Source organism: Streptomyces sp. NPDC048600 (assembly GCF_055587025.1).
Genome location: NZ_JBVJGZ010000003.1, coordinates 62,680 through 88,235 on the forward strand (window position 1 = coordinate 62,680; position 25,556 = coordinate 88,235).

Consider the following 25,556-nt stretch of genomic DNA (forward strand, 5'->3'; position numbering starts at 1 on the left):
GCGCCCGGGCGGGCGCGGGCGCCTGTCCGGTTACGCCGTCGCGTAGCCTTCCGCCGTGCCTTCGATACCCGCAGCCCATGGCCTCCGCTTCGCCTTCGGCACGCTGTCCGTGCTGCCCGTGAGCGTCACCCGCTGGGACCGTGGCGCGGCCCGGGGCGGGATGCTGTGCGCTCCGGTGGTCGGGCTGGTGCTGGGGCTGGGCGCCGGGCTGGCGGGGCTGGTCCTGCTGCTGCTCGGGGCCGGGCCGCTGTTGGCCGCGGTCGCTTCGGTGGCTGTGCCGGCCGTGCTCACCCGGGGGCTGCATCTGGACGGGGTCGCGGACACGGCGGACGGGCTGGGCAGCGGCAAGCCCGCGGAGGACGCGCTGCGGATCATGAAGCAGTCGGACATCGGGCCGTTCGGGGTGATCACGCTCGTCCTCGTGCTGCTGGCGCAGGTCGCCGCGCTGGCGGAGCTGTACGGGGGGTCGTGGGGGGCGGGGGTGTTCGGGGCCGTCGTGGCCGCCGTCGCCGCGCGGCTCGCGCTGACGGCGGCCGCGCGGGCGGGGGTCCCCGCGGCTCGGCCCGAGGGGCTGGGGGCGGCGGTCGCCGGGGTGGTCCCCGAGCGGGTTGCCTACGGCGTCGTGGCCGGGGTTCTCATGGCTGCCGTGGTCCTGGGGTGGCTGTGCTTCGGGGTGTACGGGGGTGTGCGCGCCGGGGCGGCTGTGCTGGTCGGGCTGGCTGTCGCCGAGGGGTTGTTGCGGCGGTGTGTCCGGCGGTTCGGTGGGGTCACGGGGGATGTGTTCGGGGGGGTTGCGGAGGCGGCTGGGACGGCCGCGCTGGTGGTGCTTGTTCTCGGCTGAGGGCTGGGGGGTGCCGCTGGCAGTCGGGTCTCGGGTGCGGCGCCGCTGTGGCGTGTCACGCCGGGTGTTGTGTGGCAGGTGCGGCGCCGTTGTGGCTGGTCGCGCAGTTCCCCGCGCCCCTAAAGACAGGGCGGTTGCGCCTGAGGCACGTCGGGGACATGCCCTGAAGGGGCGCGGGGAACTGCGCGAGCGACCACGACGCACCCGCGCGTCGGACCGAACCGGACCGTCCGCGACCTGCCCGCGCCCACGCGGCGGAGCCGCACATCGATACAGCCCGCGCCCCTAAAAGACAGGGCGGATGCGCCTGAGGCACGTCGGGGACATGCCCTGAAGGGGCGCGGGCAACTGCGCGAGCAACCACGACGCACCCACGCGTCGGACCGAACCGGACCGTCCGCGACCTGCCCGCGCCCACGCGGCGGAGCCGCACATCGATACAGCCCCGCGCCCCCGGAGGGGCGGATACGCCTAGGGCACGTGCCCTGAAGGGGCGCGGGGAACTGCGCGAGCGACCACGACGCACCCACGGGTCGGACCGTTCGCGACATGGTCGCGCCCATGCGGCGGAGCCGCACTTCGATACAGCCCCCGGCGCTTATGGGCAGGGGCGGCGCCAGGCGTTCAGGTTGTAGTGCTTCTGCATGGAGCTGAGGTGCAGGTCGTGGGTGTGGGGGCAGAAGCGGGTGGGGGGCAGTTCGTACTCGACGTGGAAGACGGCCTTGTTCGCGGCGATGAACGGGGTGAGGGTGTCGCATTCGCCGTACTGGGCGCACTGTTCGTTGACCGCGAAGTCGAAGTCGTCGACCAGTTCGGGGATCTGGTCGAGGTCGTTCTTCAGGCCGACGGCCAGGCCGCGGTCCTGGGCCAGGCGGGCGATCAGGCGGTTGTAGCGGAGCTGGTCGGCGGCGGTGAGGGGGAAGCCGGTGTCGTTGGCGTAGCCGTCCATGTTGTCCGGCTCGACCGCGTCGAAGCCCTTCTCGCGGCACATGTCGAGCCGGGCCGCCATCAGGGGTTCGAGGACGTCGGTGCGGCGGATGTCGAGCCAGCGTTCGCCGTCCCAGCCGTTGCCCTTGCCGAGCACCGCGCGCGGGAAGTCGGCGGCGTCCGGGCGCCAGTCCTCGAAGGCGCCGGTGGACAGGTAGCAGATCACCTTGCGGCCGTCGCCGTGCAGGCGGGCGACCGTGTCGGCGTCGTGCTCGAAACCGTCGATGTCGTACACCGGCACGTCGACGGAGGTGTCGAGCCGGCCGCTGAGCTGCCACTGCCAGGTGAGGCCGGGGCGCGGCTGCCAACGAGGGCCGGACGGTTCGCCCTCGGGGTCGTCGGGGGCCGTCGTGCAGCCCGCGAGCAGGAGCAGCAGGGCGGCCGGCAGGAGGAGGCGTCTCACCGGGTGGGCTCCAGGGTGTGCGGCAACGTACCCCAAGGATGGGCGCCCGTGCCCGGCACCGCACAGTGCAGGTCGGCGCCCCGTGCCCGGACGGCGCCGGTGACGTCGGCGCCGTCCGGGACGCCGTACACCAGGTGGCAGACCAGCGTTCCGGGGCCGTAGGAGGGGCCGGGCGGCGTGGTGCGGTAGGTCTCCCAGGTGCCCTCGAAGGTGACGAGGACGTCGGCGGTGCGCGCGAACGCCGGGTCGGGCGGGGTGCCGTGGTTGAGGACGAGGGTGGTGCAGCTGGAGGACCAGGCGGCCGCCGCCAGCCGGCGGTAGTACGGCAGGGCGGCCGGGTCGGAGGCCGCCTGGTCGAGGAAGGCACCGTCGGCTCCGTACCAGGCGTGGTGGCGGGCCAGTTCGGCGGCGACCTCCTCGTGCGGGCGGCGGCCGTAGTCGGTGTCGGCGTAGCCGAGGACGCGGACCCCGGCTGCCTTCAGCCGGGCGGCGGCCCTGGCGAAGGCCGCGTCCGGGTGGGCGCCGGGGCCGTCGGCGGGGTTGAGGACCACGCCGTGCAGACGGGGCGCGGCGGCGACGAGCGCGTCCCACTCGGCGGGGCGTACGTCGGGGTGCTCGTAGTACGGGACCAGCAAGGTGTTCATCGGCGGGCTGACGCCCCTCCCAACAGGGTGTGCGGTATGGCGGTCTTCATGGGTGGGCCCATCGGTGGGCCCATCGGTGGGCTCATCGGTGGGCTCATCGGTGGGCTCATCGGTGGGCTCATCGGTGGGCCGAGGCCCTGCCCAGCAGGACGCAGGCGAGGGCCGTCTGCGCGAGGGCGGCCAGGCCGTAGACGACCGGGCCCGTCCACGGCGGTTCCCCGGTGCCGGTGAGCAGCAGCACGGTCTGGGCGAGGGCGACCGCGCAGGACACCGCGGCGGCGCTGACGATCGCGCCGAAGGACTGGAGCAGCAGCCCGGTCCACACCACGACCCCGAGCAGCAGCAGGCCCGTCAGCCGGGCCGCGTCCAGGTCCGGGGAGCGCGGCCACAGGGCGGCGACGGCCAGGGCGAGGGCGAGGAGGGTGGCGAGGTATCCGGTGAGGCAGCGGGCGACCGTCAGGGCGGTGGCCCGGCGGAACGCACTCGGGGTGCCGGTGGAGCGCAGTCCGGCCAGGCTGCCGCTGCGGAAGCGGTGCAGCAGCCATTCGCCGGGGCCCATGCTGAGGGTGAGCGCGACGGCCACGGGGGCCTCCACCAGACCGGCCGTGCCGCCGGCGAGAACGTCTCCGAGGGCCGCGTACAGCACGAGCACACCGCTGCCGAGGCCGAACACGGCGTACGGCACGGAGCCCGACAGCCGGGGGCCGCCGGCGGGCGCGCCCGGTGACCGGCCACCGTGGGCGCCGGACGGCATCAGGGCCGTCAGGGCCGTGGACCAGCCGCCCCCGCGCAGGGCGGGCGCCACCTCCCGGGCGGCGAGGACCGCGACGGCGGTCAGCGAGCCGAGGAGCAGCGCGTACCGGGCGCCCGTCGGGAGCGCCACGAGGGGGGTGAGGGCGGCGCCCGCGGCCATCGGCAGCAGCGCGTACAGCAGCAGCCGTTCGCGGCCCATGACCAGCAGCACGGTGGCCGCGCCCAGGTAGCAGGACTGTCCGGCGGCGAAGGCCAGGGCGCCCGGGTCGGTGGTGCCCGCGACGGCGAGCGCGGTGAGCGCGCCGAGCAGGGCGCCGGCGGGCGCGCCGACGAGCAGGGAGCGGCGGGCGGCCGTTCGGTCGCCGAGGCCTAGCCAGGAGTAGGCGCGGTGGGACAGGCCCTGGTTCCAGGCCCAGCCGGTGAGGGCGCCCGCGAGCAGCGGGACCGTGCCGGGCGGCAGGCCGAGGGCGTCGCGGGGGCCGGCGAGGAGCGGGGCGCCGAGGACGTAGGCGAGGCCGGGCAGGGCGAAGACGACTCCGCGGATCAGACAGCCGAGGAGGCCGGTCTGCCAGGGGTCGTGGACGGGCCCGTCGGGCTCGGGGTGACGGCGGCCGACGCGCTCGTAGAGCTCCTCGGCGAGCGCGAAGGAGCTCTTGACGCCGTAGGTCTCGCGGATGCGGTCGTCGGACATGCCGTCGGACTCCAGCAGCGCGGCGATCTCGTCCGGGTGGACGGCCGCGGCGGCGAAGTCCTCGAGGCGGTCGGCGAGTTCGTCGACGGGGTCCCGCCCGGACCAGCCGGAGGTGCGCTGGCGCGGGACGGTGGGCAGGGTGTCGGGGCGGGCGCCGGGCGGCAGCCAGACCATGCCGCTCACCGGCCGGCTCCTTCCGTGGCGAGCGCCGTGTACCAGGGGTCGCGCAGCTCCCGGGTCCAGTCGGCGACGGTCTCGACGGCCGGCTCGTAGGTCTCGGGCAGTCCGGCGAGTTCCTGGTAGATGGTGCGGAAGTTGTCCACGCAGCGGCGCAGGGTGAACCGGTCGATGACCCGCTGACGGGACAGCTCGGCCAGCCTCAGCCGTCGTCGGTCGTCCTTGAGCAGGGTGAGGGCCGCGGCGGCCATCTTCTCCGGTTCGCGCGGCGGGACGACGAGACCGGTGTCGCCGACGGCCTCTCGCACTCCGCCGACGTCGGTGGAGACGGTCGTACGGCCGCAGGACATGGCCTCGATGATGGAGAACGGGAAGCCCTCGGAGATCGAGGACAGCATGACCACATGGCCGGCGGCGTAGGCGCGCCAGACCTCGGTGACCCGGCCCTCGAAGGTGAGTCCGTCGGTGACGCCGAGTTCGGCGGCGAGCTTCTCCAGCCGGGTGGCGTAGGCCTCGCCGCCGGGCGGGACGGGGCCGAACAGCCGCAGCCGGGTCTCCGGGAGTTCGGCGCGGACCATCGCGTAGGCGCGGACGAGGGTCTCCAGGTCCTTGATGGGGTCGACGCGGCCGCACCAGGTGAGGGTGGGCACCTCGGGTTCGGGTCCGGCGTGGGGGAAGGCGGCGGGGTCGACGCCGTTGTAGACCGTGCGGATGCGGTCGGGGTCGGCGCCGCCGCGCTCCTCCCAGCGGCGGTTGTACTGGTTGCACGGGGTGATCAGGTCGGCGGAGCGGTAGCCGTAGGAGTTCAGCTCCCGGTAGAAGCCGAGCATGAACGCCTTGACCGGCCAGCGCTGGGTGTCCCTGCGGTAGCCGAGGTAGCGCTCGCGCAGATAGATGCCGTGCTCGGTGAGCAGAAACGGTACGCCTTCCAGCGCGCGGGCGGCGAGTGCGGGCAGGGTGGCCAGGCCGCTGCTGACGGCGTGCGCGACCGAGTCCTGCGGGACGCGCACGGCGAGCGGGCGCAGGGCGTGTTCCAGCAGGTCGGTCGCGGTGAGCGCGTCGTGCACGGTGGGCCGGGCGGCCGCGGTCGGCAGATGCGGCATGGTCCAGATCCACATCAGCGAGCGCAGCGCCGACTCGGTGCGCAGGGCGGCCGACAGCCGTCCGTCGCGGGCGAGGCGGGCCAGTTCGGTGAGCGCCTCGCCGAAGTCGCAGCGGGAGTCGGGGTCCAGGAAGGACAGCAGCAGCCGCTCGTAGGCGTCGGTGAAGCGGCGGCGCGCCTTGCCGTGCGGGGCGCGGGCGCGGCCGGGTCGGGGTCCCCAGGTGGGGACGGTGGTGTGGCGGCGGACGTTGGGCGGCAGCTCCCAGGTGACGGGTTCGCGGCCGGTGCCGGTGAGGGAGACGATGTGGAAGTCGACCTCCGGCATGCCCTTGACCAGCTGGTCGCACCAGGTGCTGACGCCGCCGTGGACGTGTGGGTAGGTGCCTTCTGTGAGCATGGTGACGTGACGGCGCTCGCGCATCTCTGCGCTTCCCCCCTGGGAGTTTGCGGATGATGTGCGGGGTGGTTTCCCCGCGGCCCCTTTTTTGCGGTTTGCGTGCGGGGAACTGCTCCTTCGATCCCGGGTGCGGGTTGTCGTCGGTTGGTCACGCAGTTCCCCGCGCCCCTATTTGACCCCGGGTGCGGGTTGTCGTCGGCTGGTCGCGCAGTTCCCCGCGCCCCCAAAAAGACGCCAGTTCCCCGCGCCCTTTTAGAAGGGCGTTGCTGGTCGCGCTCGCGCGGCGGTAGCCGCATGTTCAGCACAGCCCCGCGCCCCTAAAAGACGGGGCGTTGCCCTTTACGGCAGTTTCAAAGTCACTGCCGACTGGAGTGGTTCCGGGGTGGTCCAGGCTGAGCGTTGGGCTGCGTAGCCGGTGCCGAAGACCGTGGTTCCCAGGAGGAGTTGCTTCCTGGTGCCTTCGGGGGTCGTCACCGGGACCTGGACGCCCGAGGGTGCCGTGACGGTGACGGTCTTGCCGACCCGGTACGCCGTGACGCGGCCCTGATCGAGGGCGGCCTGCCAGGCGTCGCGGCGCTTGAGCTCGGTGCCGATGGCGCTCTGGCGGAGGTTCTCCAGCGGGGTGTTGTCGGCGAACAGGGCCCGGTAGTCGGCAAGCACCTTGTCCATGACTGGGTAGAGGATGCGGTCCTCGGCCAGGTTGGACTGGTGGGCGTAGTGCGGGCGCGGGTCGTTGGCGAGGACGTGCCCGAGGGCGGTGCGCGCCTCCTGCGGGACGATGTGGCTGTCGTAGCCGGTGGCCGGGTCCAGCGGCGCCGGCAGACAGGTGGAGGTCGGGTTGTTCTCGCAGATGCCGCTGCCCCCGTCGGCGGCGGAGGTGTAGATCCAGTTGTACTCGTCGGCCATCTCGGCCTCGGTGCCCGTGTTGTAGTACACGTTCATCGGGTGGCGCGGCACGGTCAGGGCGGCGCCGACGGTCCGCTGGGCGGGCTCGCGGGAGTTGTCCGAGGCGATCCACTTCACGCCGTTGTCGGCGAGGGCGCCGGCCAGGTTCGGGTTGTCGGCGGGCTGCTGCGGCAGGGTCCGCAGACCGGAGTGCTCGCCGGTGACGAGCTCGGTGCGGTCGACGGGCAGGCCCGTGCGCGTCGCCCAGTTGGTGTTGTCGCGGATCTGGGCGGAGATCTCGGAGCGGCTCATGTACCGGGTCGAGCCGTCGGCGTTCTTCGCGCAGGTCCAGGGCACGGTCGAGGTGTCCTGCACGCAGCCGAGGAAGGGGTGCGTGTAGGTGTGGTTGATCCAGCGGTACTGCGCCCGGTCGGCGACCAGCCGGTCGGTGAGCGGGTCGGTGCCGCCGTGCTCGGCCCTCCACTCCTCGCCGGAGCCCGCGTTGTAGACCATGTCCATGGTGAAGCCGCGCTCGCGCTGCCACTGGGCGGCGTAGGCGGCGTCCTCGGCGGTCATCCGGATCGACCCGGTGTCCTCGCCGCCCCCGCCGGGGCAGTCGATGTCGCCCGGTGTGCAGTTGAGGGTGGTGTCCCAGCGGGCGTCGGGCGCGAAGACGTCGTCCACGTGCACGGCGAAGTGGTTGCGGTCGCGGCCCAGGTGGACGCCGTCGGTGAGCCACTCCACGATGCCGCGGGCCAGCAGCCGGAAGTGCCGCTGGTGCTGGTTGTAGGCGAAGGTGACGACCAGCTCGCGGCGCCCGTCGTGCGCGTACTCGCCGACCAGGCTGCCGCGGCCGGTGCCGTCGGGCACCGTGATGTCGACGTACGAGGTGTAGCCGGGGCGCGGGCGGGCCGCGTAGCCGTAACTCTCCTGCACACCGGGGTCGTTGTCGTCGAAGGCGAAGGCGCCGTCGAGGTAGCCGAAGCGGCCCGCCTTGCCGGCGGCGGTGACGGCGGCCTCCCGGCCGTCGAGCAGACCGGCCCAGCCGCCCTCACTGGTGTAGTCGAGCCCGACGCCCGGGTGGGCCCAGGTGTAGGCGTCGACCTGCGGGATGCCGTACGTCCGCTCGTAGTTCTCCAGCGCGCTCTGCTCGGCCGAACCGGCCCCGAAGGGAGCCTCGTTGGGCAGCACGACACCCTGGAAGCGCGCGCGGGGCGTGCCGTTCACGGTGTCGGCGAGGAAGGCCGCGGTGACGGCCGGACGGTTCGGGTCCGTCAGGTCGACGGTGGTGTACGGGATGCCCGTGCTCCGCAGCTGGGCGGCGATCGCCCGGACCGCCGAGTCGCCGTTGTCGACGACGAGCACCCTGAGGTCGACGCGCGGTGTCGTGGCCGCCGACGCCTCGGGCGCCGTCACCCCTACGGCCAGCAGGCCGGTGACCCCCAGGGCCATGGCCGTTTCTCTCCATCTTTGCGCTCCGTGCGCCATTGGTGGTCCTCCCCCAGAAGACCCGCGCTGCGCCGATCGCGCCGCGGATCAGTGGAAATCATGCAAAGCGACGACAGGGCCGCTTCGCCGAACGCGACGAGTGTGACTCAGTTCACCGGGTGTGAGGATCGGGAAATAACCATGACGCCACTCGCAGGTGAACGGCCGGAGGAATGAGCGATTGCACACACGCGCGTAGGCTCGTCCCAGGCATGCGCCGTGCCGGTGCGCGACCCCGGAGGGGGCATGGTGCCTCCCCCCGGATCAGCGGACCCGGTCGGAGCGGCCTGTCCATCCGGATCTAGGGTCGGCTGTCGGGCCCGGCCGACCCACACCGTTCGGCCACAGAAACTTCACATCGGAAGCGAGATTTCACCACCGTGACTGCTCTCACTCTCAGCACGTCCGCGGCGCCCGCCCTGCGGGCCGACGCGATCGTGATCGGTGTCGCCAAGGGCGCCAAGGGCCCTGTCGTCGCCCCCGGTGCCGAGGCCGTCGACCAGGCGTACGACGGCAAGCTCGCCGGCGTCCTGGAGACGCTCGGCGCCTCGGGCGCCGAGGGCGAGGTGACCAAGCTGCCCGCCCCGGCCGGGTTCAAGACCCCGCTGCTGGTGGCCGTCGGCCTGGGCGCCGCGCCGGAGAAGGACGCCGAGTACGGCGCCGAGGCGCTGCGCCGCGCGGCCGGTGCCGCCGCCCGCGCGCTGACCGGGATCAAGAAGGCCGGCTTCGCCCTGCCGCTCGCCGACTCCGGCGACACCGGCGCGATCGCGGAGGGCGCGCTGCTGGGCGCGTACTCCTTCGACGCCTACAAGGGCGACGCCAAGGACGCCAAGGCCAAGAACGGCAAGGCGCCGCTGGCGGAGGTCACCCTGCTGGGCGCGAAGCCGCGCGACAAGGCCCACAAGGCCGCCGTCGACCGCGCCACGGCGGTCGTCGAGGAGCTCAACCGGGCCCGCGACCTGATCAACACCCCGCCGAACGACCTCGACCCTGCGGGCTTCGCCGCGATCGCCTCGGCGGCCGGCAAGGAGCACGGCATCAAGGTGCAGGTGCTCGACGAGAAGGCGCTCACCAAGGGCGGCTACGGCGGCATCCTCGGCGTCGGCGCCGGCTCGGCCGCGACCCCGCGCCTGGTGAAGCTGTCGTACACCTCCTCCAAGGCCAAGAAGCACCTCGCCCTGGTCGGCAAGGGCATCACCTACGACTCGGGCGGCATCTCGCTGAAGCCGGCCGGTCACAACGAGACGATGAAGTGCGACATGAGCGGCGCCGCCGCCGTGTTCGCCGCGGTCGTCGCGGTGGCCCGGCTCGGCCTGGAGGTGAACGTCACCGCGTGGCTGGCGCTCGCCGAGAACATGCCGTCGGGCTCCGCCACCCGCCCGGGTGACGTGCTGCGGATGTACAGCGGCAAGACGGTCGAGGTGCTCAACACCGACGCCGAGGGCCGGCTGGTGCTGGCCGACGCGCTGTGGGCGGCCTCGCAGGAGAAGCCGGACGCGATCGTGGACGTGGCCACGCTGACCGGCGCGATGGTGCTGGCGCTCGGCAACCGCACCTTCGGTGTCATGGCCAACGACGACGCGTTCCGCTCCGCCCTGGTGGAGGCCGCCGAGGAGGTCGGCGAGGAGTCCTGGCCGATGCCGCTGCCGGAGCACCTGCGCAAGGGCATGGACTCGCCGGTCGCCGACATCGCGAACATGGGCGAGCGGATGGGCGGCGGCCTGGTCGCCGGTCTGTTCCTGCGCGAGTTCGTGGGCGAGGGCATCACCTGGGCCCACCTGGACATCGCGGGTCCGGCGTTCAACGAGGGCGGCCCGTTCGGGTACACCCCCAAGGGCGGCACCGGTTCCGCGGTGCGCACGCTGGTCCGGCTGGCCGAGCTGACCGCCGCGGGCGACCTGGGCTGACGCCCTGCTGACGGGACCTCGCGTGCGGGTAGTGCGAGGTCCCGTCGACCCGGGTACCGCGGCTCGTCCCCGCGCGGCCGACCGCGGGCGATTTGTGGGGGTCCGTGCGTATCCCCGGACCCCCTGGTCACTCAACGTGCTACGTCTCACACAGCGGCCCCGCGTCTCGTTCGGTTCGGACAAGTGCGAAGATGGGGCACGGCAGGACAGGGCCCCCACCAAAGGGCCGAAGAACGAGCGGCCGGACACCAGCCGCCGACCGGTCACTGGAGACCGGCGTGGCGCACATGCATGGAGGACGTGACGTGGCGAACGACGCCAGCACCGTTTTCGACCTAGTGATCCTCGGCGGTGGTAGCGGTGGTTACGCCGCGGCCCTGCGCGGGGCGCAGCTGGGCCTGGACGTCGCCCTGATCGAGAAGGACAAGGTCGGCGGCACCTGCCTGCACCGGGGATGCATCCCCACCAAGGCCCTGCTGCACGCGGGCGAGGTCGCCGACCAGGCCCGCGAGAGCGCGCAGTTCGGTGTGAAGGCCACCTTCGAGGGCATCGACATCGCGGGTGTGCACAAGTACAAGGACGACGTGATCTCGGGCCTGTACAAGGGCCTGCAGGGTCTGGTCGCCTCCCGCAAGGTGACCTACATCGAGGGTGAGGGCCGGCTGTCCTCCCCGACCTCCGTCGATGTGAACGGTCAGCGGATCCAGGGCCGCCACGTGCTGCTGGCGACCGGCTCCGTGCCGAAGTCGCTGCCGGGCCTGGAGATCGACGGCAACCGGATCATCTCCTCCGACCACGCCCTCGTCCTGGACCGCGTGCCGCAGTCCGCGATCATCCTGGGCGGCGGTGTCATCGGCGTCGAGTTCGCCTCGGCGTGGAAGTCCTTCGGTGCCGAGGTCACGGTCATCGAGGGCCTGAAGCACCTGGTGCCGGTCGAGGACGAGAACTCCTCCAAGCTTCTCGAGCGCGCGTTCCGCAAGCGCGGCATCAAGTTCAACCTGGGCACCTTCTTCTCGAAGGCCGAGTACACCCAGGACGGTGTCAAGGTCACCCTCGCCGACGGCAAGGAGTTCGAGGCCGAGGTCCTGCTGGTGGCCGTCGGCCGCGGCCCGGTCTCGCAGGGCCTGGGCTACGAGGAGCAGGGCGTCGCGATGGAACGCGGCTACGTCCTGGTCGACGAGTACATGCGCACCAACGTCCCGACGATCTCGGCCGTCGGCGACCTGGTCCCCACGCTCCAGCTCGCGCACGTCGGCTTCGCCGAGGGCATCCTGGTGGCGGAGCGTCTGGCCGGTCTGAAGACCGTCCCGATCGACTACGACGGTGTCCCCCGGGTGACGTACTGCCACCCCGAGGTCGCCTCCGTCGGCATCACCGAGGCCAAGGCCAAGGAGATCTACGGCGCGGACAAGGTCGTCGCGCTGAAGTACAGCCTCGCGGGCAACGGCAAGAGCAAGATCCTGAAGACGGCGGGCGAGATCAAGCTCGTCCAGGTCAAGGACGGTGCCGTCGTCGGCGTCCACATGGTCGGCGACCGGATGGGCGAGCAGGTCGGCGAGGCCCAGCTGATCTACAACTGGGAGGCGCTGCCGGCCGAGGTCGCCCAGCTCATCCACGCCCACCCGACGCAGAACGAGGCGCTCGGCGAGGCCCACCTGGCGCTGGCGGGCAAGCCGCTGCACGCGCACGACTGACCGTCCCCCTCGGGTGAATCACGTCGCGACGACACAGACTTCCGCAATTCGTAAGGAGCAACAGAAACCATGGCGGTTTCCGTAACCCTTCCGGCGCTCGGCGAGAGCGTCACCGAGGGCACCGTCACCCGCTGGCTGAAGGCCGAGGGTGAGCGTGTCGAGGCCGACGAGCCGCTGCTCGAGGTCTCCACCGACAAGGTCGACACCGAGATCCCCGCGCCGGCCTCCGGTGTCCTCGCCTCCATCAAGGTCGCCGAGGACGAGACCGTCGAGGTGGGCGCCGAGCTGGCGATCATCGACGACGGCACGGGCGCCCCCGCGGCCGCCCCGGCCCCGGCCGCCGCCGAGGCTCCGGCCGAGGCCCCCGCCCCGGCTCCGGCCGCCGAGGCCCCTGCCGCCCCGGCTCCGGCTCCGGAGGCCCCCGCCGCCGCCCCGGCCGGTGGCGCCACCGGCACGGACGTGGTCCTGCCCGCGCTCGGCGAGTCCGTCACCGAGGGCACCGTCACCCGCTGGCTGAAGGCCGTGGGCGACTCCGTGGACGCCGACGAGCCGCTGCTCGAGGTCTCCACCGACAAGGTCGACACCGAGATCCCGGCCCCGGCCTCCGGCGTGCTGCTGGAGATCGTGGTCGGCGAGGACGAGACCGCCGAGGTCGGCGCCAAGCTTGCCGTCATCGGCGCCCCGGGTGCCGCTCCGGCCGCCGCCCCGGCTCCGGCCGCCCCGGCTCCCGCGCCCGCCGCCCCGGCCCCCGCGGCTCCGGCTCCGGCTCCGGCTCCGGCCCCCGCCGCTCCGGCCGCGCCCGCCGCTGCCGCCCCGGCTGCGGTGGCCCCGGCCGCTCCCGCCCCGGCCCCCGCTCCGGCTCCGGCCGCCCCGGCTCCGGTCACCCCGGCCGCCCCGGCGCCCGCCGCGCAGGACACCGACGAGGGTGCCTACGTCACCCCGCTGGTGCGCAAGCTCGCCGCCGAGAACGGTGTCGACCTGGGCTCCGTCAAGGGCACCGGCGTCGGCGGCCGTATCCGCAAGCAGGACGTCCTCGCCGCCGCCGAGGCCGCGAAGGCCGCCGCGGCTCCGGCTCCGGCCGCCGCCGCTCCGGCCGCCGCCCGCAAGGCCCCGGCGCTCGAGGTCTCCCCGCTGCGCGGCCAGACCGTCAAGATGCCCCGCATCCGCAAGGTCATCGGCGACAACATGGTCAAGGCGCTGCACGAGCAGGCCCAGCTGTCGTCGGTCGTCGAGGTCGACGTCACGCGCCTGATGCGGCTGCGGGCCAAGGCGAAGGACTCCTTCGCGGCCCGTGAGGGCGTCAAGCTCTCCCCGATGCCGTTCTTCGTGAAGGCGGCGGCCCAGGCGCTGAAGGCCCACCCGGTCATCAACGCCAAGATCAACGAGGCCGAGGGCACGATCACCTACTTCGACACCGAGAACGTCGGTATCGCGGTGGACTCGGAGAAGGGCCTGATGACCCCGGTCATCAAGGGCGCCGGCGACCTCAACATCGCGGGCATCGCCAAGGCCACGGCCGACCTGGCCGGCAAGGTCCGCGGCAACAAGATCACCCCGGACGAGCTGTCCGGCGCGACCTTCACCATCTCCAACACCGGTTCGCGCGGTGCGCTCTTCGACACGATCATCGTGCCGCCGGGCCAGGTCGCGATCCTCGGCATCGGCGCGACGGTCAAGCGTCCCGCCGTGATCGAGACGGAGGAGGGCACGGTCATCGGCGTCCGCGACATGACGTACCTGACCCTGTCCTACGACCACCGCCTGGTCGACGGCGCCGACGCCGCCCGCTACCTGACCGCCGTCAAGGCGATCCTGGAAGCCGGCGAGTTCGAGGTCGAGCTCGGCCTCTGAGCCCAGCACCCCTCACAGCAACACCGATGCCCTCGCCCCTCACCAGAGAGGCGAGGGCATCGCCCTGTTCCCCCAGGGGCGCGACAGGCCACAACAACCCCGGTCACCCCAAGCACCACACCCAGCACCTCACACCGGCACCATCGCCCCAGGGGCACGGGGAACTGCGCGACAAGCCACAGCAGGCCTGCACCCGAACAGCAACACCCACCACCCCCAGGGGCGCGGGGAACTGCGCGACAAGCCACAACGGGCCCGCACCCGAACGACAACACCCACCGCCGGAGGCACCCCGCCCACGGACGTCCACCCACCAAGACACCCATGTAAGTCTCGTCTCACCTGCACGAAAGCACCCACGTCAGCCTCACCCGCGGAGCGCCCCGGCCTTATTGTCTAAACGTCAGCCGCGCCCTAAGGAGCTCTCATGACCGCCCCCGTCATCCACTCGCTGCGCGAACAGATCCGCGAGCACATCCTGGAGGGGATCATCAGCGGTCGCTGGCAGCCGGGCGAGCGGATCGTGGAGCGCCGCATCGCCACGGAGCTGGAGGTCAGCCAGACACCCGTCCGCGAGGCGCTGCGCGAACTGGAGTCCCTCCGTCTGATCGAGTCGGCCCCCAACAAGGGCGTCCGGGTACGCAATCTGACCGCCGCCGACCTGGAGGAGAGCTACCCCGTCCGGGCCGGCCTGGAGGCCATCGCGGCCGAGCTCGCGGCCGACCGCCTGGCCACGGACTGCTCGGCCCTGGAGCCGCACGTCGCCGCGCTCTACGAGGCCGACGCCAAGGCGGACGGCACCGCCCAGGTGCGGCACACCGTCGGCTTCCACCGCGAGATGGTCCGCGCCGCCGGGAACTCCGTGCTGCTGCACACCTGGGAGGGCCTCGGCATCGAGGTGTTCACCGCCCTGTCCATCCGCTGGCTGGGCACGGTGCAGCAGTCGTACGCCGAGGAGCACCAGGAACTGGTCGAGGCGTTCCGCCGCCGCGACCCCCGCATCCCGGAGCTGGTGAAGGCGCACGTGCTGGGCTGCGCACCGCGCCACGAGGGCGAGCACTGAGGCCCCCTGGAACCGGCACGGGCCGAAAGCCGGACTCCGGCACGAGGAAGTCGGACTCCGGCACGAGGAAGTCGGACTCCGGCACGAGCCACGGGGGTGGTTTTCCTCCCGGTGAGCCGTGCGCGAGACGCCCCTGCGGGTCGCGTGTGGCTGAGCGCGCAGTTCCCCGCGCCCCCGAAGGACGGTGCAGGCATCGCTCTCGAGGGGCGCGGGGAACTGCGCGAGCAACCACGGATCACCCGCACCAAGAACCACACGCCGGCCAGGCAGGTTTCTGGGGGCGAGGCACGCCGGCCCCTGGCAGCCGCTGACGCGACCCCCCAGCGACACCCGAGCACCCCCGCGCTCATACGCCGCCTCACCTGCGAAAACCGCCGCTGTGAGCGTCACCCGGTGCCACCGCCGGAGGCACCCCGTGCCGACTTTCTCGTGATCAAGAGATTTTCCCCCTGAACCCTTTGATCGATCATCGATCAGGGAGTTACAGTCGCCGACGGGCCGCGCGACGGGTCGCACCACGACACCGCCACCGAGGCTCCAGCCCTGTCCTGCCAAAGACCAAGGGCACCCCCCGACCCTTACCGATGAGGGAACCCCCTTCGACTGAGGAAGGCGGCGACATGACCGACCCCAACGCCATCCAGACCAGCGAGCTGGACCAGCTCCACGACCGCGACCCGGAGGAGACCGCCGAATGGCAGGCCTCCCTGGACGCCGTCGCCCACGCTGCCGGCCCGCACCGTGCCGCGTACCTGATGCGCCGCACGCTGGAGCGTGCCGAGGCGGGCGGCATCGCGCTGCCGAAGCTCCTCGAGACGGACTACGTCAACACCATCCCCACCGCCGCCGAGCCGGAGATGCCCGGTGACCCGGCGATGGAGGCCCGGATCACCGCGTGGAACCGCTGGAACGCGGCCGCCATGGTGACCCGCGGCTCGAAATACGGCGTCGGCGGCCACATCGCCACCTTCGCCTCCGCGGCCTGGCTCTACGAGACCGGCTTCAACCACTTCTTCCAGGGCAAGGAGTCCGGCGCGGCGGCCGGTTCCGGGGATCAGCTCTACATCCAGGGCCACGCCTCCCCCGGTATCTACGCCCGTGCCTTCCTCGACGGACGGCTGACCGAGACGCACCTGGACAACTTCCGCCAGGAGTCCGGCGGCAACGGCCTGCCCTCCTACCCGCACCCGCGCCGCCTGCCGTGGCTGTGGGAGTTCCCGACGGTGTCGATGGGTCTCGGCCCGCTGTCGGCCATCTACCAGGCCCGTTTCAACCGTTACCTCACCAACCGCGGCATCAAGGACGTCTCGTCCTCGCACGTGTGGGCGTTCCTCGGCGACGGCGAGATGGACGAGCCGGAGTCGACGGCTGCACTCGCACTCGCCGCGCGTGAGGAGCTGGACAACCTCACGTTCGTCATCAACTGCAACCTCCAGCGCCTCGACGGCCCGGTCCGCGCGAACTTCAAGATCGTGCAGGAGCTGGAGGCCCAGTTCCGCGGCGCCGGCTGGAACGTCGTCAAGACGCTGTGGGGCACCGCCTGGGACGAGCTGTTCGCGCTCGACACCACGGGCGCCCTGGTACGCCGACTGCGCGAGGTACCGGACGCCCAGGTGCAGACGTACCAGACCCGGGGCGCCGCCTACATCCGCGAGGACTTCTTCGGCAAGGACCCGGCGCTCGCCGAGATGGCGAAGCTGCTGAGCGACGACAAGATCTTCGAGTGCTTCCACCTCTCGCGCGGCGGCCACGAGGCCCGCAAGGTCTTCGCCGCGTACAAGGCGGCCCTGGAGTTCAAGGGCGCGCCGACCGTGATCCTGGCCCAGACGGTCAAGGGCCACACCCTCGGCGAGGGCTTCGCGTCGAAGAACGCCAACCACCAGATGAAGAAGCTCTCGGTGGACGAGTTCAGGACGATGCGCGACCTGCTGGAGCTGCCGATCTCCGACAGCGCCTTCGCCGACGGACAGGTCCCCTACGCCCACCCGGGCGCCGACTCCCCCGAGGTCCGCTACCTCCAGGAGAGCCGCGCGGCCCTCGGCGGCCCGGCCCCCGCGCGCCGGGTGCACGCCCTGGCCCCGCTGCCGGCCCCGGCCGAGAAGGCCTTCGCCTCCTTCGACAAGGGCTCCGGCTCGCAGAACGTCGCCACGACGATGGCGTTCGTCCGGCTCGTCAAGGACCTGGTCCGCGACAAGGAGACCGGGAAGCGCTGGGTGCCGATCGTCCCCGACGAGGCGCGCACCTTCGGTATGGAGTCGCTGTTCCCGTCGCTCGGGATCTACTCCCCCAAGGGCCAGACGTACGAGCCGGTCGACCGCGACCAGCTGATGTACTACAAGGAGGCCAAGAACGGCCAGATCCTCAACGAGGGGATCACCGAGGCCGGTTCGATGGCCGACTTCATCGCCGCTTCCACCGCGTACTCCACGCACGGCGAGGCGATGATCCCGTTCTACATCTTCTACTCGATGTTCGGCTGGCAGCGCACGGCCGACCAGATGTGGCAGCTCGGCGACCAGCTCGGCCGCGGCTTCCTCGTCGGCGCCACGGCCGGCCGCACCACGCTGACCGGTGAGGGCCTCCAGCACGCCGACGGCCACTCGCCCGTCATCGCGGCGACGAACCCGGCGGCGCTGACGTACGACCCGGCCTTCGCCTACGAGGTCGCGGCGATCGTCAAGGAGGGTCTGCGCCGGATGTACGGCGAGGCCGCGCCGGGCGAGGACCAGGACGTCTTCTACTACCTGACCGTATACAACGAGCCGATGCCGCAGCCGGCCAAGCCGTCCGCGCCCGGCGTCGACGAGGGCATCGTCAAGGGCCTGTACCGCTTCAACACGGCGGAGACGGCCGGCCTGGACGTGGCCGCGGCGAACGCCCCGCGCATCCAGCTGCTGGGCTCGGGCACGGCGATCCACTGGGCGCTGAAGGCGCAGAAGCTGCTCGCCGAGGAGTGGGGCGTGGCCGCCGACGTGTGGTCCGCGACCTCCTGGACGGAGCTGCGGCGCGACGCGCTGGAGGCCGACGCGGCACTGCTGCGCGGCGAGGAGCGGGTGCCGTTCGTCCGCCAGGCGCTCCAGGGTGCCGAGGGTCCGGTGCTGGCCGTGTCGGACTACATGCGCCAGGTCCCGGACCAGATCGCGCAGTGGGTCGAGCAGGACTGGTCCTCGCTCGGTGCCGACGGCTTCGGTCTGTCCGACACCCGTGACGCGGCCCGCCGCCACTTCGGTGTCGACGCCGAGTCGATCGTGGTCGCGGCGCTCGCCCAGCTCGCCAAGCGCGGTGAGGTGAAGGCGACCGCGGTCAAGGAGGCCCGGGCCAAGTACGGCCTGTAGCCGTCCCGGCTGTCGCGGAGGCCCCCCACGTCCTGTGGGGGGCCTCCTGCGTGAGGGGGCCCCATGCTCTCCGGGGCCTCCTGCGTGATCGGCCCCGCGCTCTCCGGGGCCTCCTGCATGATGGGCGCATGCGTGCGGCCAGGCTGATCAAGATGGTGCTTCTGCTGCAGGGCCGGCCCTCCATGACGGCCGCCGAGCTGGCGCGGGAGCTGGAGGTGTCGGAGCGGACCGTGGCCCGGGACGCCCAGGCCCTGTCGGAGGCCGGGGTGCCGGTGTACGCCGACCGGGGGCGGACCGGCGGGTACCGGCTGATCGGGGGCTACCGGACCCGGCTGACCGGGCTGGCCCGCAGCGAGGCCGAGGCCCTGTTCCTGTCCGGGGTGCCGGGGGCGCTGCGGGAGATGGGGCTTCAGGACACGGCCTCGGCGGCCCGGCTGAAGGTGTCGGCCGCGCTGCTGCCCTCCCTGCGGGACGCCTCGCGCACGGCGGCGCAGCGGTTCCATCTGGACGCCCCGGCGTGGTTCAGCGAGCCGGAGACGCCCGAGCTGCTGCCCGCGGTGGCGGAGGCGGTGTGGGACGACCGCCGGGTCGCCGCGCGGTACCGGCGCGGGGACGGCGAGGTCTCGCGTGTCCTGGAGCCGTACGGGCTGGTGCTGAAGGCGGGGCGCTGGTACCTGTGCGCGCGGGTGACCGGCGACGGGGTGTTCCGGACGTACCGGATCGACCGGTTCACCGGGGTCGAGCTCGAGGAGGAACGATTCCGCAGGGATGCGGACTTCGATCTGCCCGGGTTCTGGGCCGAGCAGGCCGAGCGGTTCGCGCGGTCGCTGCTGCGGGCCGAGGTGGTCGTCCGGCTGAGCCCGCGGGGCCTGCGCATGCTGCCGCACGCCGTCGACCCGCCGGCCGCGCGGGAGGCCCTCGCCGCGGCGGGCGGACCCGGCCCGGACGGCCGGGTCGAGCTGACGCTTCGGGTGGAGTCGGAGGACGTCGCCCACACCCAGCTCACCGCCCTCGGCCCGGAGGCGGAGGTGATGGCGCCGGCCTCGCTGCGCGCCCGTTTCGCCGAGGACGCGGGGCGGCTGGCGGAGCTGTACGGACGGGAGTGAGCCGGGCCGTGCGGACGCGGCGGGACCGGGGCCCCACGGGCGTGGGAAAAGCATGGTCTTCCGCGTGCGTGGCGGGAGCGTAGGCCCGATGCTGGACCAGTGATGGACGAGACGGAGTTCTGGGCGCTGATCGACACCACCCGCGAGGCCGCCGAGGGTGATCCCGAGGACCAGGCCGATCTGCTGGTGGAGCGGCTCACCGGGCTGGACCCGGAGTCCGTGCTCGACTTCGCCCGGCACTTCGAGTCCCGTTACAACCGTGCCTACCGCTGGGACCTGTGGGGCGCCGCCTGGGTGCTGCTGGACGGGGCCAGCGACGACGCCTTCGACTTCTTCCGCTGCTGGCTGATCGGCCAGGGCCGGGACGTGTTCGAGGGCGCGCTGCACGATCCGGACTCGCTGGCCGGGCTCCTGGTGGAGTTCGACGAGGAGATCGACGGCGACGGCGAGGAGCTGGGCTACGCCGCCGACGAGGCCTACGAGCAGCTCACCGGCACCGTCGCCCCCGACCTCGGCATCCCGCCCGCGCCCTCGGAACCGGAGGGCACCCCGCTGGACTTCGAGAACGACCAGGAGCTGGCCGCGCGCCATCCCCGGCTGTGGGAGCGGTTCAGGGACTAGGGCCCTTGGGCTCCGGGCGAACGCGACCGGGTCCGGCTCTGGGCGGACCCGGCCGGGTCTACGGGGTGGCCGAAGGTCCGGGCCCGGTGTCCGGCAGTCCGGGCGGCAGCCCGGCGTCCTGGTGGCCGTCGAGCAGCCCGGCGTCCTGGTGGCCGGGCAGGCCGGGCGGGGGCGTCCAGGGCATCCACTGACGGACTCCCGGGAGCTCTTCGCCCTCGGAGTCCCCGGTCCTGCCCTGGAGGCGGGCCGCGAGCAGCCTGATCTCCGGCAGCAGGGCCGACAGGGACGCTCCGGGGCAGCTGGTCATGAACGCGTCGGTGTGCCCGGCGAGCGCGGGGAACACGGCGGCGGTGCCCGCGCTGAACCGGCTGTGGCTGTTGCTGGAGACGAGCCGCACGGTCCCCCGGGGATCGGTGTCGGACAGGCCCAGCTTCCAGGCGGCCACCGCGGCGATCGCGTCGGTCATCGCCCGCGGCACCTCCACGCCCTCCGTGAAGGTGCCGATCGCGGCGATCCCGGCCGTACGGTGGTTGAAGCCCTGGGTGTGCGCGCCGGTGACGGGCCGGTCCACGCCTCCCGCACGGCCCTCGTAGACGACCCCGCAGCGGTCGACGAGGAAGTTGTAGCCGATGTCGTCCCAGTCGCGGGCGCCGGTCTGGCCGGCGTACAGGTAGCGGATGATGCGGGGCGTCTCGGAGCAGTCGTAGGCGTTGGGCGAGTCGGTGTGGTGCACGAAGACGGCCAGGACCCGGTCGTCGTAGCGCGGGGGCGGGGCGTGGTCCGGGGCGGCGTCCTCGGTGAGCCAGACGGATCGGGGCACGATCGCCGGACGGGGCGCGGTGTGCGCGGCGGCGGCGGTGGGGCGGGCCGCGGACCGCGGGGCCGCGGGGGGCGGCTGGGCCCCGTCCGCGCTCAGCGCCGGCACGACCACGGCGGCCGCACCGGCCAGACAGCCCGGCACGACCAGCAACGCCCAGCCCGGTATCCGTACGCGACGACGGGCGCGCGCCGCCGTGGTTCTTCGGAATGCCGCTCGGAAGGCACACATGGACCCACTGTCCGACGGTTCCGTTCCGCCCGCGATGTGTGCTCTGCCACCCGGTGGAACCATCGTCCCGGTCTACGACGTTTTCCTCAGTGCAGGCGCACGTGGCTGATCACTGGGCCCGTCCCCCACGTAACAAGGGGTCAGACAAGAAAGGCGGCTCCGTGGACCTGGTCGACATCCTTCTGCTGCTGGTGATCCTGGTCTACGCCGGTTCGGGTTACCGGCGCGGCCTGGTGGCCGGCTGTGTCTCGCTGGCCGGGTTCGTGGGCGGCGCGGTGATCGGGGTGTGGCTGCTGCCATGGGCGATGCAGCCGGTCTCCCCGGGCACCACGGCGGCCACGGTGACCGCGCTGTGCGTGGTGCTGCTCCCGGCGGTGCTGGGCCATGAGCTGGCCGGCCGGCTGGCGCTGCGGCTGCGCCACGAGCTGGACCGGGGACCGTTGAGAGTGGCGGACGGGGTCGGCGGGGCGGTGGCCAACTCGGTGGCCGTGCTCATCGTGGCCTGGGTGGCGGCGAGCGTGCTGGCCGTGTCCTCCTCCCCGCTGCTGACCTCGGCGATCCGCGACTCCCGGCTGCTCGGGACGGTCCAGCAGGTCATGCCGGACACCACCCCCGCATGGTTCTCCCGGGCCACCTCCGCACTGACGGAGGCGGGCTTCCCGCAGGTGTTCAACCCCTTCGAGAACGAGTCGACGGCCGAGGTGGCCCGGCCCTCCGGGGACAACGTCACACCTGCCGCGACCCGGGCCGCCCAGCGTGCCACGGTCAAGATCGAGGGCTCCTCCGGCACCCAGGGCCGCGAGGGCAGCGGGTTCGTGTACGCGCCGGAGCGGGTGATGACCAACGCCCATGTGGTGGCCGGCATCGACGAGCCGGGCGTGCGGGTCGGCGGGGTCGGGCGCTCGTACGAGGCCCGGGTGGTGCTCTTCGACCCTGACAAGGACGTGGCCGTGCTGTACGTGCCGGGGCTGCGGGCACCCGTCCTGCCCTTCGACGGCACCGCCGGGCGCGGGGACGCGGCGGTGGTCGCGGGCTACCCGGAGGACGGCGGCCTCGACCTCCGGGCGGCCACGGTCGCGAGCCGCCTCCAGGCGCGCGGGCAGAACATCTACAGCGACGATTCGGTCACCCGCGAGATCTACTCGATCCGCTCCACGGTCCGGCCCGGAAACTCCGGCGGCCCGCTGCTGACCACCGAGGGCCGGGTGTTCGGCGTGGTCTTCGCCCGCTCCACCTCGGACGCCGAGACGGGGTACGTCCTGACGGCGGACGAGGTCGCCCCCGAGGCGGCCCGCGCGAGGAACGCGACCGCGCCGGTGGACACGGGCGAGCTGGTCACGTCGTAGGCCCCGGCGCCCGGGTTCCGCGTCGGATCGGCCGCGGATCAGCCCCGGATCAGCCGCTGTCCCATGGTCACGTCGTCCACGTACTGCCCGTCCAGGAAGAACTCCTCCGGCTGCACGCCCTCCACGACGAAGCCCTCCGCCTCGTAGAGGCGGCGGGCGGCGGTGTTGTACCCGAGCACGCGCAGGGTGATCCGGCGCGCCCCGCGGGCCCGTGCCTCCAGCACGGCCGCCCGTACCAGCGCGCGGCCCACACCCTTGCCGCGCGCGGCGTCGTCCACGGCGAGGCCGCGGATCTGGCGGACGTGCGCGTTCGAGGCGAGCGGGGTCGGGAAGCCGAGCCGTACGTATCCCACGAGCCGTCCGTCGAGTTCGGCGACGAGGTGGTCGCCCGGTCCGGCGTGCTCCCGGAAGAACGGATCCTGCGGGCCCGGCCGTGGGGTCACCGCGTGCAGCGAGGACCAGGTGACGTGGTCGAGACGGCTCAGCGCGCTCTCGTCGCCGTGGGAGGCGGGGCGTACGCGTATCTGCGGATCCGGCATGGCGGTCACTGTACGGCCGGGGTCGGGGATGGTCCCCTGATTTCCCGCCGTACCCGGCAGGATGGGGGCATGGAGCGTGCGCGAATCGTGGTGGCCGGGGCTTCCGGGCTCATCGGCAGGGCACTGGTGGCGTCCTTGACGGCGGACGGACATGAGGTGGTGCGGCTGGTGCGCCGCCGGCCGCAGGCGGCGGGCGAGGCACGGTGGGACCCGCAGGGCGGGCGCGTGGACACCTCCGCGCTGTCCGGCTGCGACGCGGTGGTGAACCTGGCGGGCGCCGGCGTCGGCAACCGGCCCTGGACCAAGGGGTACAAGGAGGAGATCCGGGCCAGCCGGGTGCTGGGCACCCGCACGCTGGCGCGGGCCGTCGCCGCGCTGGAGAGCCGCCCACGGGTCTTCGTCTGCGGCAGCGCGATCGGCTTCTACGGCGACACCGGGCAGCGCGCGGTCGACGAGGACGCGCCCGCCGGGCAGGGGTTTCTGCCCTCGGTGTGCGTGGAGTGGGAGGCGGCCGCCGCGCCCGCCCAGGAGGCGGGGGTACGCACGGTGTTCGTCCGCACGGGACTGGTGGTGGCGCGCGGCGGCGGGGCGTGGGGGAAGCTGTTCCCGCTGTTCAAGGCCGGGTTGGGGACCCGCTTCGGGGACGGCAGGCAGTACTGGTCCTATGTCGCGCTGCACGACGAGGTGGCGGCGATCCGGCATCTGATCGACCGCGACGACCTGTCGGGGCCGTTCAACGTGACCGCGCCGAAGCCGCTGCCGAACCGTGAGATCACCGCGGCGATGGGGCGGGTGCTGAACCGGCCCGCCGTTCTGTCGGCACCCGCGCCGGTGCTGAAGCTGGCACTGGGCGACATGGCGGGCGAGGTGCTGGGCAGTCAACGGGTGCTGCCGAAGCGGCTGTTGGAGTCGGGGTTCGTGTTCGCGCTGCCGGGGATCGAGGACGCGGTCCGCGCGGCGCTCGACTGAACGCCCGTCGGCCGCACGCCCGTCCGTCGGTACGTCCGGAGAGGAAGCCGTAAGGAGGGGTGTGCGGACAAGGCACGTCCGGACGGACAAGGCACGTCCGGACAAAGGGAGTCGGCGACCATGTGCGACCGCCGTGCGACCGTGCCCTGTCCATGCGCGACTGCCGCTGACCGGTCGCGGTCCTAACCTCGACCCGGACTCGGGTATCCCCGGAGCCCATTGGGGGCATGACGTCTCCACCGGCCGCGCAACCTCGAGGAGGGGCACGTGCTACAGCCCGCGTTTCAGGCGGACGTCGTCGTGGTGGGAGCCGGGGTCGCCGGGCTCTCCGCAGCACAGAGACTGATCAGCGCAGGGGTCAGTACAGCCGTTCTGGAGGCCGCCCCCTGTCCGGGCGGCCGTATGTCGACCGAGAAGGTCGACGGGTTCCGGCTCGACCGGATCGGGCAGCTGCTGTCCACGGCGTATCCGGAGCTCGCCCTGACACCCGGCCTCGGCGCACTCGTCCTGCGCCGCTTCGATCCGGGCGTCCTGCTGCACGGAGACGGACGCCGGCACCGGGTCGGCGCCCCCGTGCAGCGAGGGAGCGCGAGGGGCGCACTTCATGCTGTGCGCGCCTTCGCGAGCGCCCCCCGTCCCCAGCAGCCGGGCAACCCGGTCGGCACCGCCGTCGACCAGGCACGGCTAGGCGCAGCGCTGTCCCGGCTGGCAGCCGTGCCCGTCGAACGGCTGCTGGCCCGGCCGGAGGCGCCCGCGGGACAGGCCCTCGCCGCCCGCGGTCTGCCCGCCCGCACGGTCGACGGCTTTCTGCGTCCGCTCCTCGCCGCGCTGCTGTGCGACCCGGAGCTGAGCACCTCGAGCCGGTGCGCCGACCTCGCCCTGCGCGCCTTCGCGAGCGGACGGCTGTGCGTTCCGGAGGGCGGTGCCGAGGTGCTGCCGGAGCTGCTGGCGCGCACCCTGCCGCCGGGCACGGTGCACACCGGAGTCCGCGTCACCTCGGTGTCCACCACCTCGGTGACCACCGCCGAGCACGGCGAGTTCCGCTGCCGCGCGGTGCTGCTGGCCACGGACGCCCGCACCGCCGCCGAGCTGCTCCCGGGCCTGCGGGTGCCGGACTTCCACCCGGTGACGGTGCTGCACCACACCACGGACCTGCCGCCGCGGACCGGCGCCTCGCTGCTGCTGGACGCCGACCGGGGCGGCCCGGTCTCCCACACCGCGGTGATCAGCGAGGTGGACCCGACCAGGGCGCCCGCGGGCAGGGCCCTGGTCAGCTCGACCGTCCTCGGCACCCCGCCACCGGACGTCGACACGGCCGTGCGCACGCATCTCGCGCGCCTGTACGGCACCTCGACCTCCCGCTGGGAGACCCTCGCCGTCCACCACACCCCGGAGGCGGTGCCCGCCATGCGCCCGCCGCACGACCTGCACCGCCCGGTGCGCCTGCTGGCGGGCCTGTACGTCTGCGGCGACCACCGGGACACCAGTTCGGTCCAGGGCGCCCTGCACTCGGGCCACCGCGCCTCCACGGCGATCCTGACGGACCTCGGGGCGGCGGGCGGCCTGCACACCGCGGAGCCGCTGCCCTCGACCCGCGCCGCCTGACGTCACCCGGCGGGGCGGGGCCGCGAGCTCTCACGGTCCCGCCCCACCGGGCACACGGGCGGCCCACGGAACCACGCACGGCCGAGTCCGGCCGGACCCGGCCG

At 73.0% G+C, this 25,556-nt stretch carries 17 protein-coding genes and 1 pseudogene; 11 read left to right on the plus strand and 7 right to left on the minus strand.

The window, feature by feature from the left end; all coding sequences use genetic code 11:
• The first annotated feature begins 55 nt into the window (after positions 1 to 55).
• The gene (locus ACZ6SQ_RS04555) at positions 56 to 841 is read left to right on the plus strand and encodes an adenosylcobinamide-GDP ribazoletransferase (protein WP_469556694.1); all 786 of its coding nucleotides are present in this window, start codon (positions 56 to 58) and stop codon (positions 839 to 841) included.
• A gap of 598 nt (positions 842 to 1,439) precedes the next feature.
• Here the strand turns inward: ACZ6SQ_RS04555 and ACZ6SQ_RS04560 are convergent.
• From ACZ6SQ_RS04560 to ACZ6SQ_RS04580, 5 genes are all read right to left on the minus strand, one after another.
• Entirely contained in the window at positions 1,440 to 2,231 is a 792-nt protein-coding gene (locus ACZ6SQ_RS04560) for an endo alpha-1,4 polygalactosaminidase (protein WP_469556696.1), read from the minus strand.
• Positions 2,228 to 2,875 (minus strand): spherulation-specific family 4 protein, encoded by a 648-nt coding sequence (locus ACZ6SQ_RS04565; protein WP_469556697.1) that lies wholly within the window; start codon positions 2,873 to 2,875, stop codon positions 2,228 to 2,230. Before ACZ6SQ_RS04565 ends, ACZ6SQ_RS04560 begins: the two co-directional genes overlap by 4 nt.
• A gap of 118 nt (positions 2,876 to 2,993) precedes the next feature.
• Positions 2,994 to 4,502, minus strand: coding sequence for a hypothetical protein (locus ACZ6SQ_RS04570; protein ID WP_469556699.1), 1,509 nt, complete (start codon positions 4,500 to 4,502; stop codon positions 2,994 to 2,996).
• Positions 4,499 to 6,019, minus strand: coding sequence for a GT4 family glycosyltransferase PelF (pelF, locus tag ACZ6SQ_RS04575; protein ID WP_469556700.1), 1,521 nt, complete (start codon positions 6,017 to 6,019; stop codon positions 4,499 to 4,501). The genes ACZ6SQ_RS04570 and pelF overlap by 4 nt, the downstream gene beginning before the upstream one ends.
• Positions 6,020 to 6,334: 315 nt before the next feature.
• Complete coding sequence (locus ACZ6SQ_RS04580) at positions 6,335 to 8,332, minus strand: hypothetical protein (protein ID WP_469556702.1); 1,998 nt, start codon at positions 8,330 to 8,332, stop codon at positions 6,335 to 6,337.
• A gap of 416 nt (positions 8,333 to 8,748) precedes the next feature.
• On the opposite strand from ACZ6SQ_RS04580, the gene ACZ6SQ_RS04585 reads away from it, so the two are divergent.
• The 7 genes from ACZ6SQ_RS04585 to ACZ6SQ_RS04615 all read left to right on the plus strand — a co-directional run bounded on the left by ACZ6SQ_RS04585 (position 8,749) and on the right by ACZ6SQ_RS04615 (position 19,945).
• On the plus strand, positions 8,749 to 10,275 hold the full coding sequence (locus ACZ6SQ_RS04585; protein ID WP_469556703.1) for a leucyl aminopeptidase: 1,527 nt from the start codon (positions 8,749 to 8,751) through the stop codon (positions 10,273 to 10,275).
• Positions 10,276 to 10,580: 305 nt separating this feature from the next.
• Positions 10,581 to 11,969 (plus strand): dihydrolipoyl dehydrogenase, encoded by a 1,389-nt coding sequence (gene lpdA / locus ACZ6SQ_RS04590; RefSeq protein WP_389328515.1) that lies wholly within the window; start codon positions 10,581 to 10,583, stop codon positions 11,967 to 11,969.
• Between the two features lie 69 nt (positions 11,970 to 12,038).
• Positions 12,039 to 13,820 carry a 2-oxoglutarate dehydrogenase, E2 component, dihydrolipoamide succinyltransferase gene (gene sucB / locus ACZ6SQ_RS04595; protein ID WP_469556705.1) on the plus strand — a complete coding sequence of 594 codons (1,782 nt, stop codon included), beginning with the start codon at positions 12,039 to 12,041 and terminating at the stop codon, positions 13,818 to 13,820.
• Between the two features lie 427 nt (positions 13,821 to 14,247).
• Positions 14,248 to 14,883 carry a GntR family transcriptional regulator gene (locus tag ACZ6SQ_RS04600; RefSeq protein WP_469556706.1) on the plus strand — a complete coding sequence of 212 codons (636 nt, stop codon included), beginning with the start codon at positions 14,248 to 14,250 and terminating at the stop codon, positions 14,881 to 14,883.
• Positions 14,884 to 15,503: 620 nt separating this feature from the next.
• Positions 15,504 to 18,218 carry a pyruvate dehydrogenase (acetyl-transferring), homodimeric type gene (gene aceE / locus ACZ6SQ_RS04605; RefSeq protein ID WP_469556707.1) on the plus strand — a complete coding sequence of 905 codons (2,715 nt, stop codon included), beginning with the start codon at positions 15,504 to 15,506 and terminating at the stop codon, positions 18,216 to 18,218.
• Positions 18,219 to 18,346: 128 nt separating this feature from the next.
• Positions 18,347 to 19,324, plus strand: a complete 978-nt coding sequence (locus ACZ6SQ_RS04610) for a helix-turn-helix transcriptional regulator (RefSeq protein ID WP_469556709.1) — start codon at positions 18,347 to 18,349, stop codon at positions 19,322 to 19,324.
• Positions 19,325 to 19,426: 102 nt separating this feature from the next.
• Positions 19,427 to 19,945 (plus strand): DUF4240 domain-containing protein, encoded by a 519-nt coding sequence (locus ACZ6SQ_RS04615; RefSeq protein ID WP_386384977.1) that lies wholly within the window; start codon positions 19,427 to 19,429, stop codon positions 19,943 to 19,945.
• Between the two features lie 229 nt (positions 19,946 to 20,174).
• Here ACZ6SQ_RS04615 and ACZ6SQ_RS04620 read toward each other — a convergent pair.
• Positions 20,175 to 20,993 (minus strand): annotated as a pseudogene (locus tag ACZ6SQ_RS04620) (peptidoglycan recognition protein family protein); the annotation flags it as partial.
• Between the two features lie 161 nt (positions 20,994 to 21,154).
• On the opposite strand from ACZ6SQ_RS04620, the gene ACZ6SQ_RS04625 reads away from it, so the two are divergent.
• Positions 21,155 to 22,339 (plus strand): MarP family serine protease, encoded by a 1,185-nt coding sequence (locus ACZ6SQ_RS04625; protein ID WP_469556710.1) that lies wholly within the window; start codon positions 21,155 to 21,157, stop codon positions 22,337 to 22,339.
• Positions 22,340 to 22,377: 38 nt separating this feature from the next.
• On the opposite strand, the gene ACZ6SQ_RS04630 is transcribed toward ACZ6SQ_RS04625, so the two are convergent.
• The gene (locus tag ACZ6SQ_RS04630; protein WP_469556712.1) at positions 22,378 to 22,887 is read right to left on the minus strand and encodes a GNAT family N-acetyltransferase; all 510 of its coding nucleotides are present in this window, start codon (positions 22,885 to 22,887) and stop codon (positions 22,378 to 22,380) included.
• 60 nt (positions 22,888 to 22,947) lie between these two features.
• On the opposite strand from ACZ6SQ_RS04630, the gene ACZ6SQ_RS04635 reads away from it, so the two are divergent.
• Together ACZ6SQ_RS04635 and ACZ6SQ_RS04640 are read left to right on the plus strand one after the other, a co-directional pair.
• Positions 22,948 to 23,847, plus strand: a complete 900-nt coding sequence (locus tag ACZ6SQ_RS04635; RefSeq protein ID WP_469556713.1) for a TIGR01777 family oxidoreductase — start codon at positions 22,948 to 22,950, stop codon at positions 23,845 to 23,847.
• 267 nt (positions 23,848 to 24,114) lie between these two features.
• On the plus strand, positions 24,115 to 25,452 hold the full coding sequence (locus ACZ6SQ_RS04640; protein ID WP_469556714.1) for an NAD(P)/FAD-dependent oxidoreductase: 1,338 nt from the start codon (positions 24,115 to 24,117) through the stop codon (positions 25,450 to 25,452).
• Positions 25,453 to 25,556 lie beyond the last annotated feature (104 nt).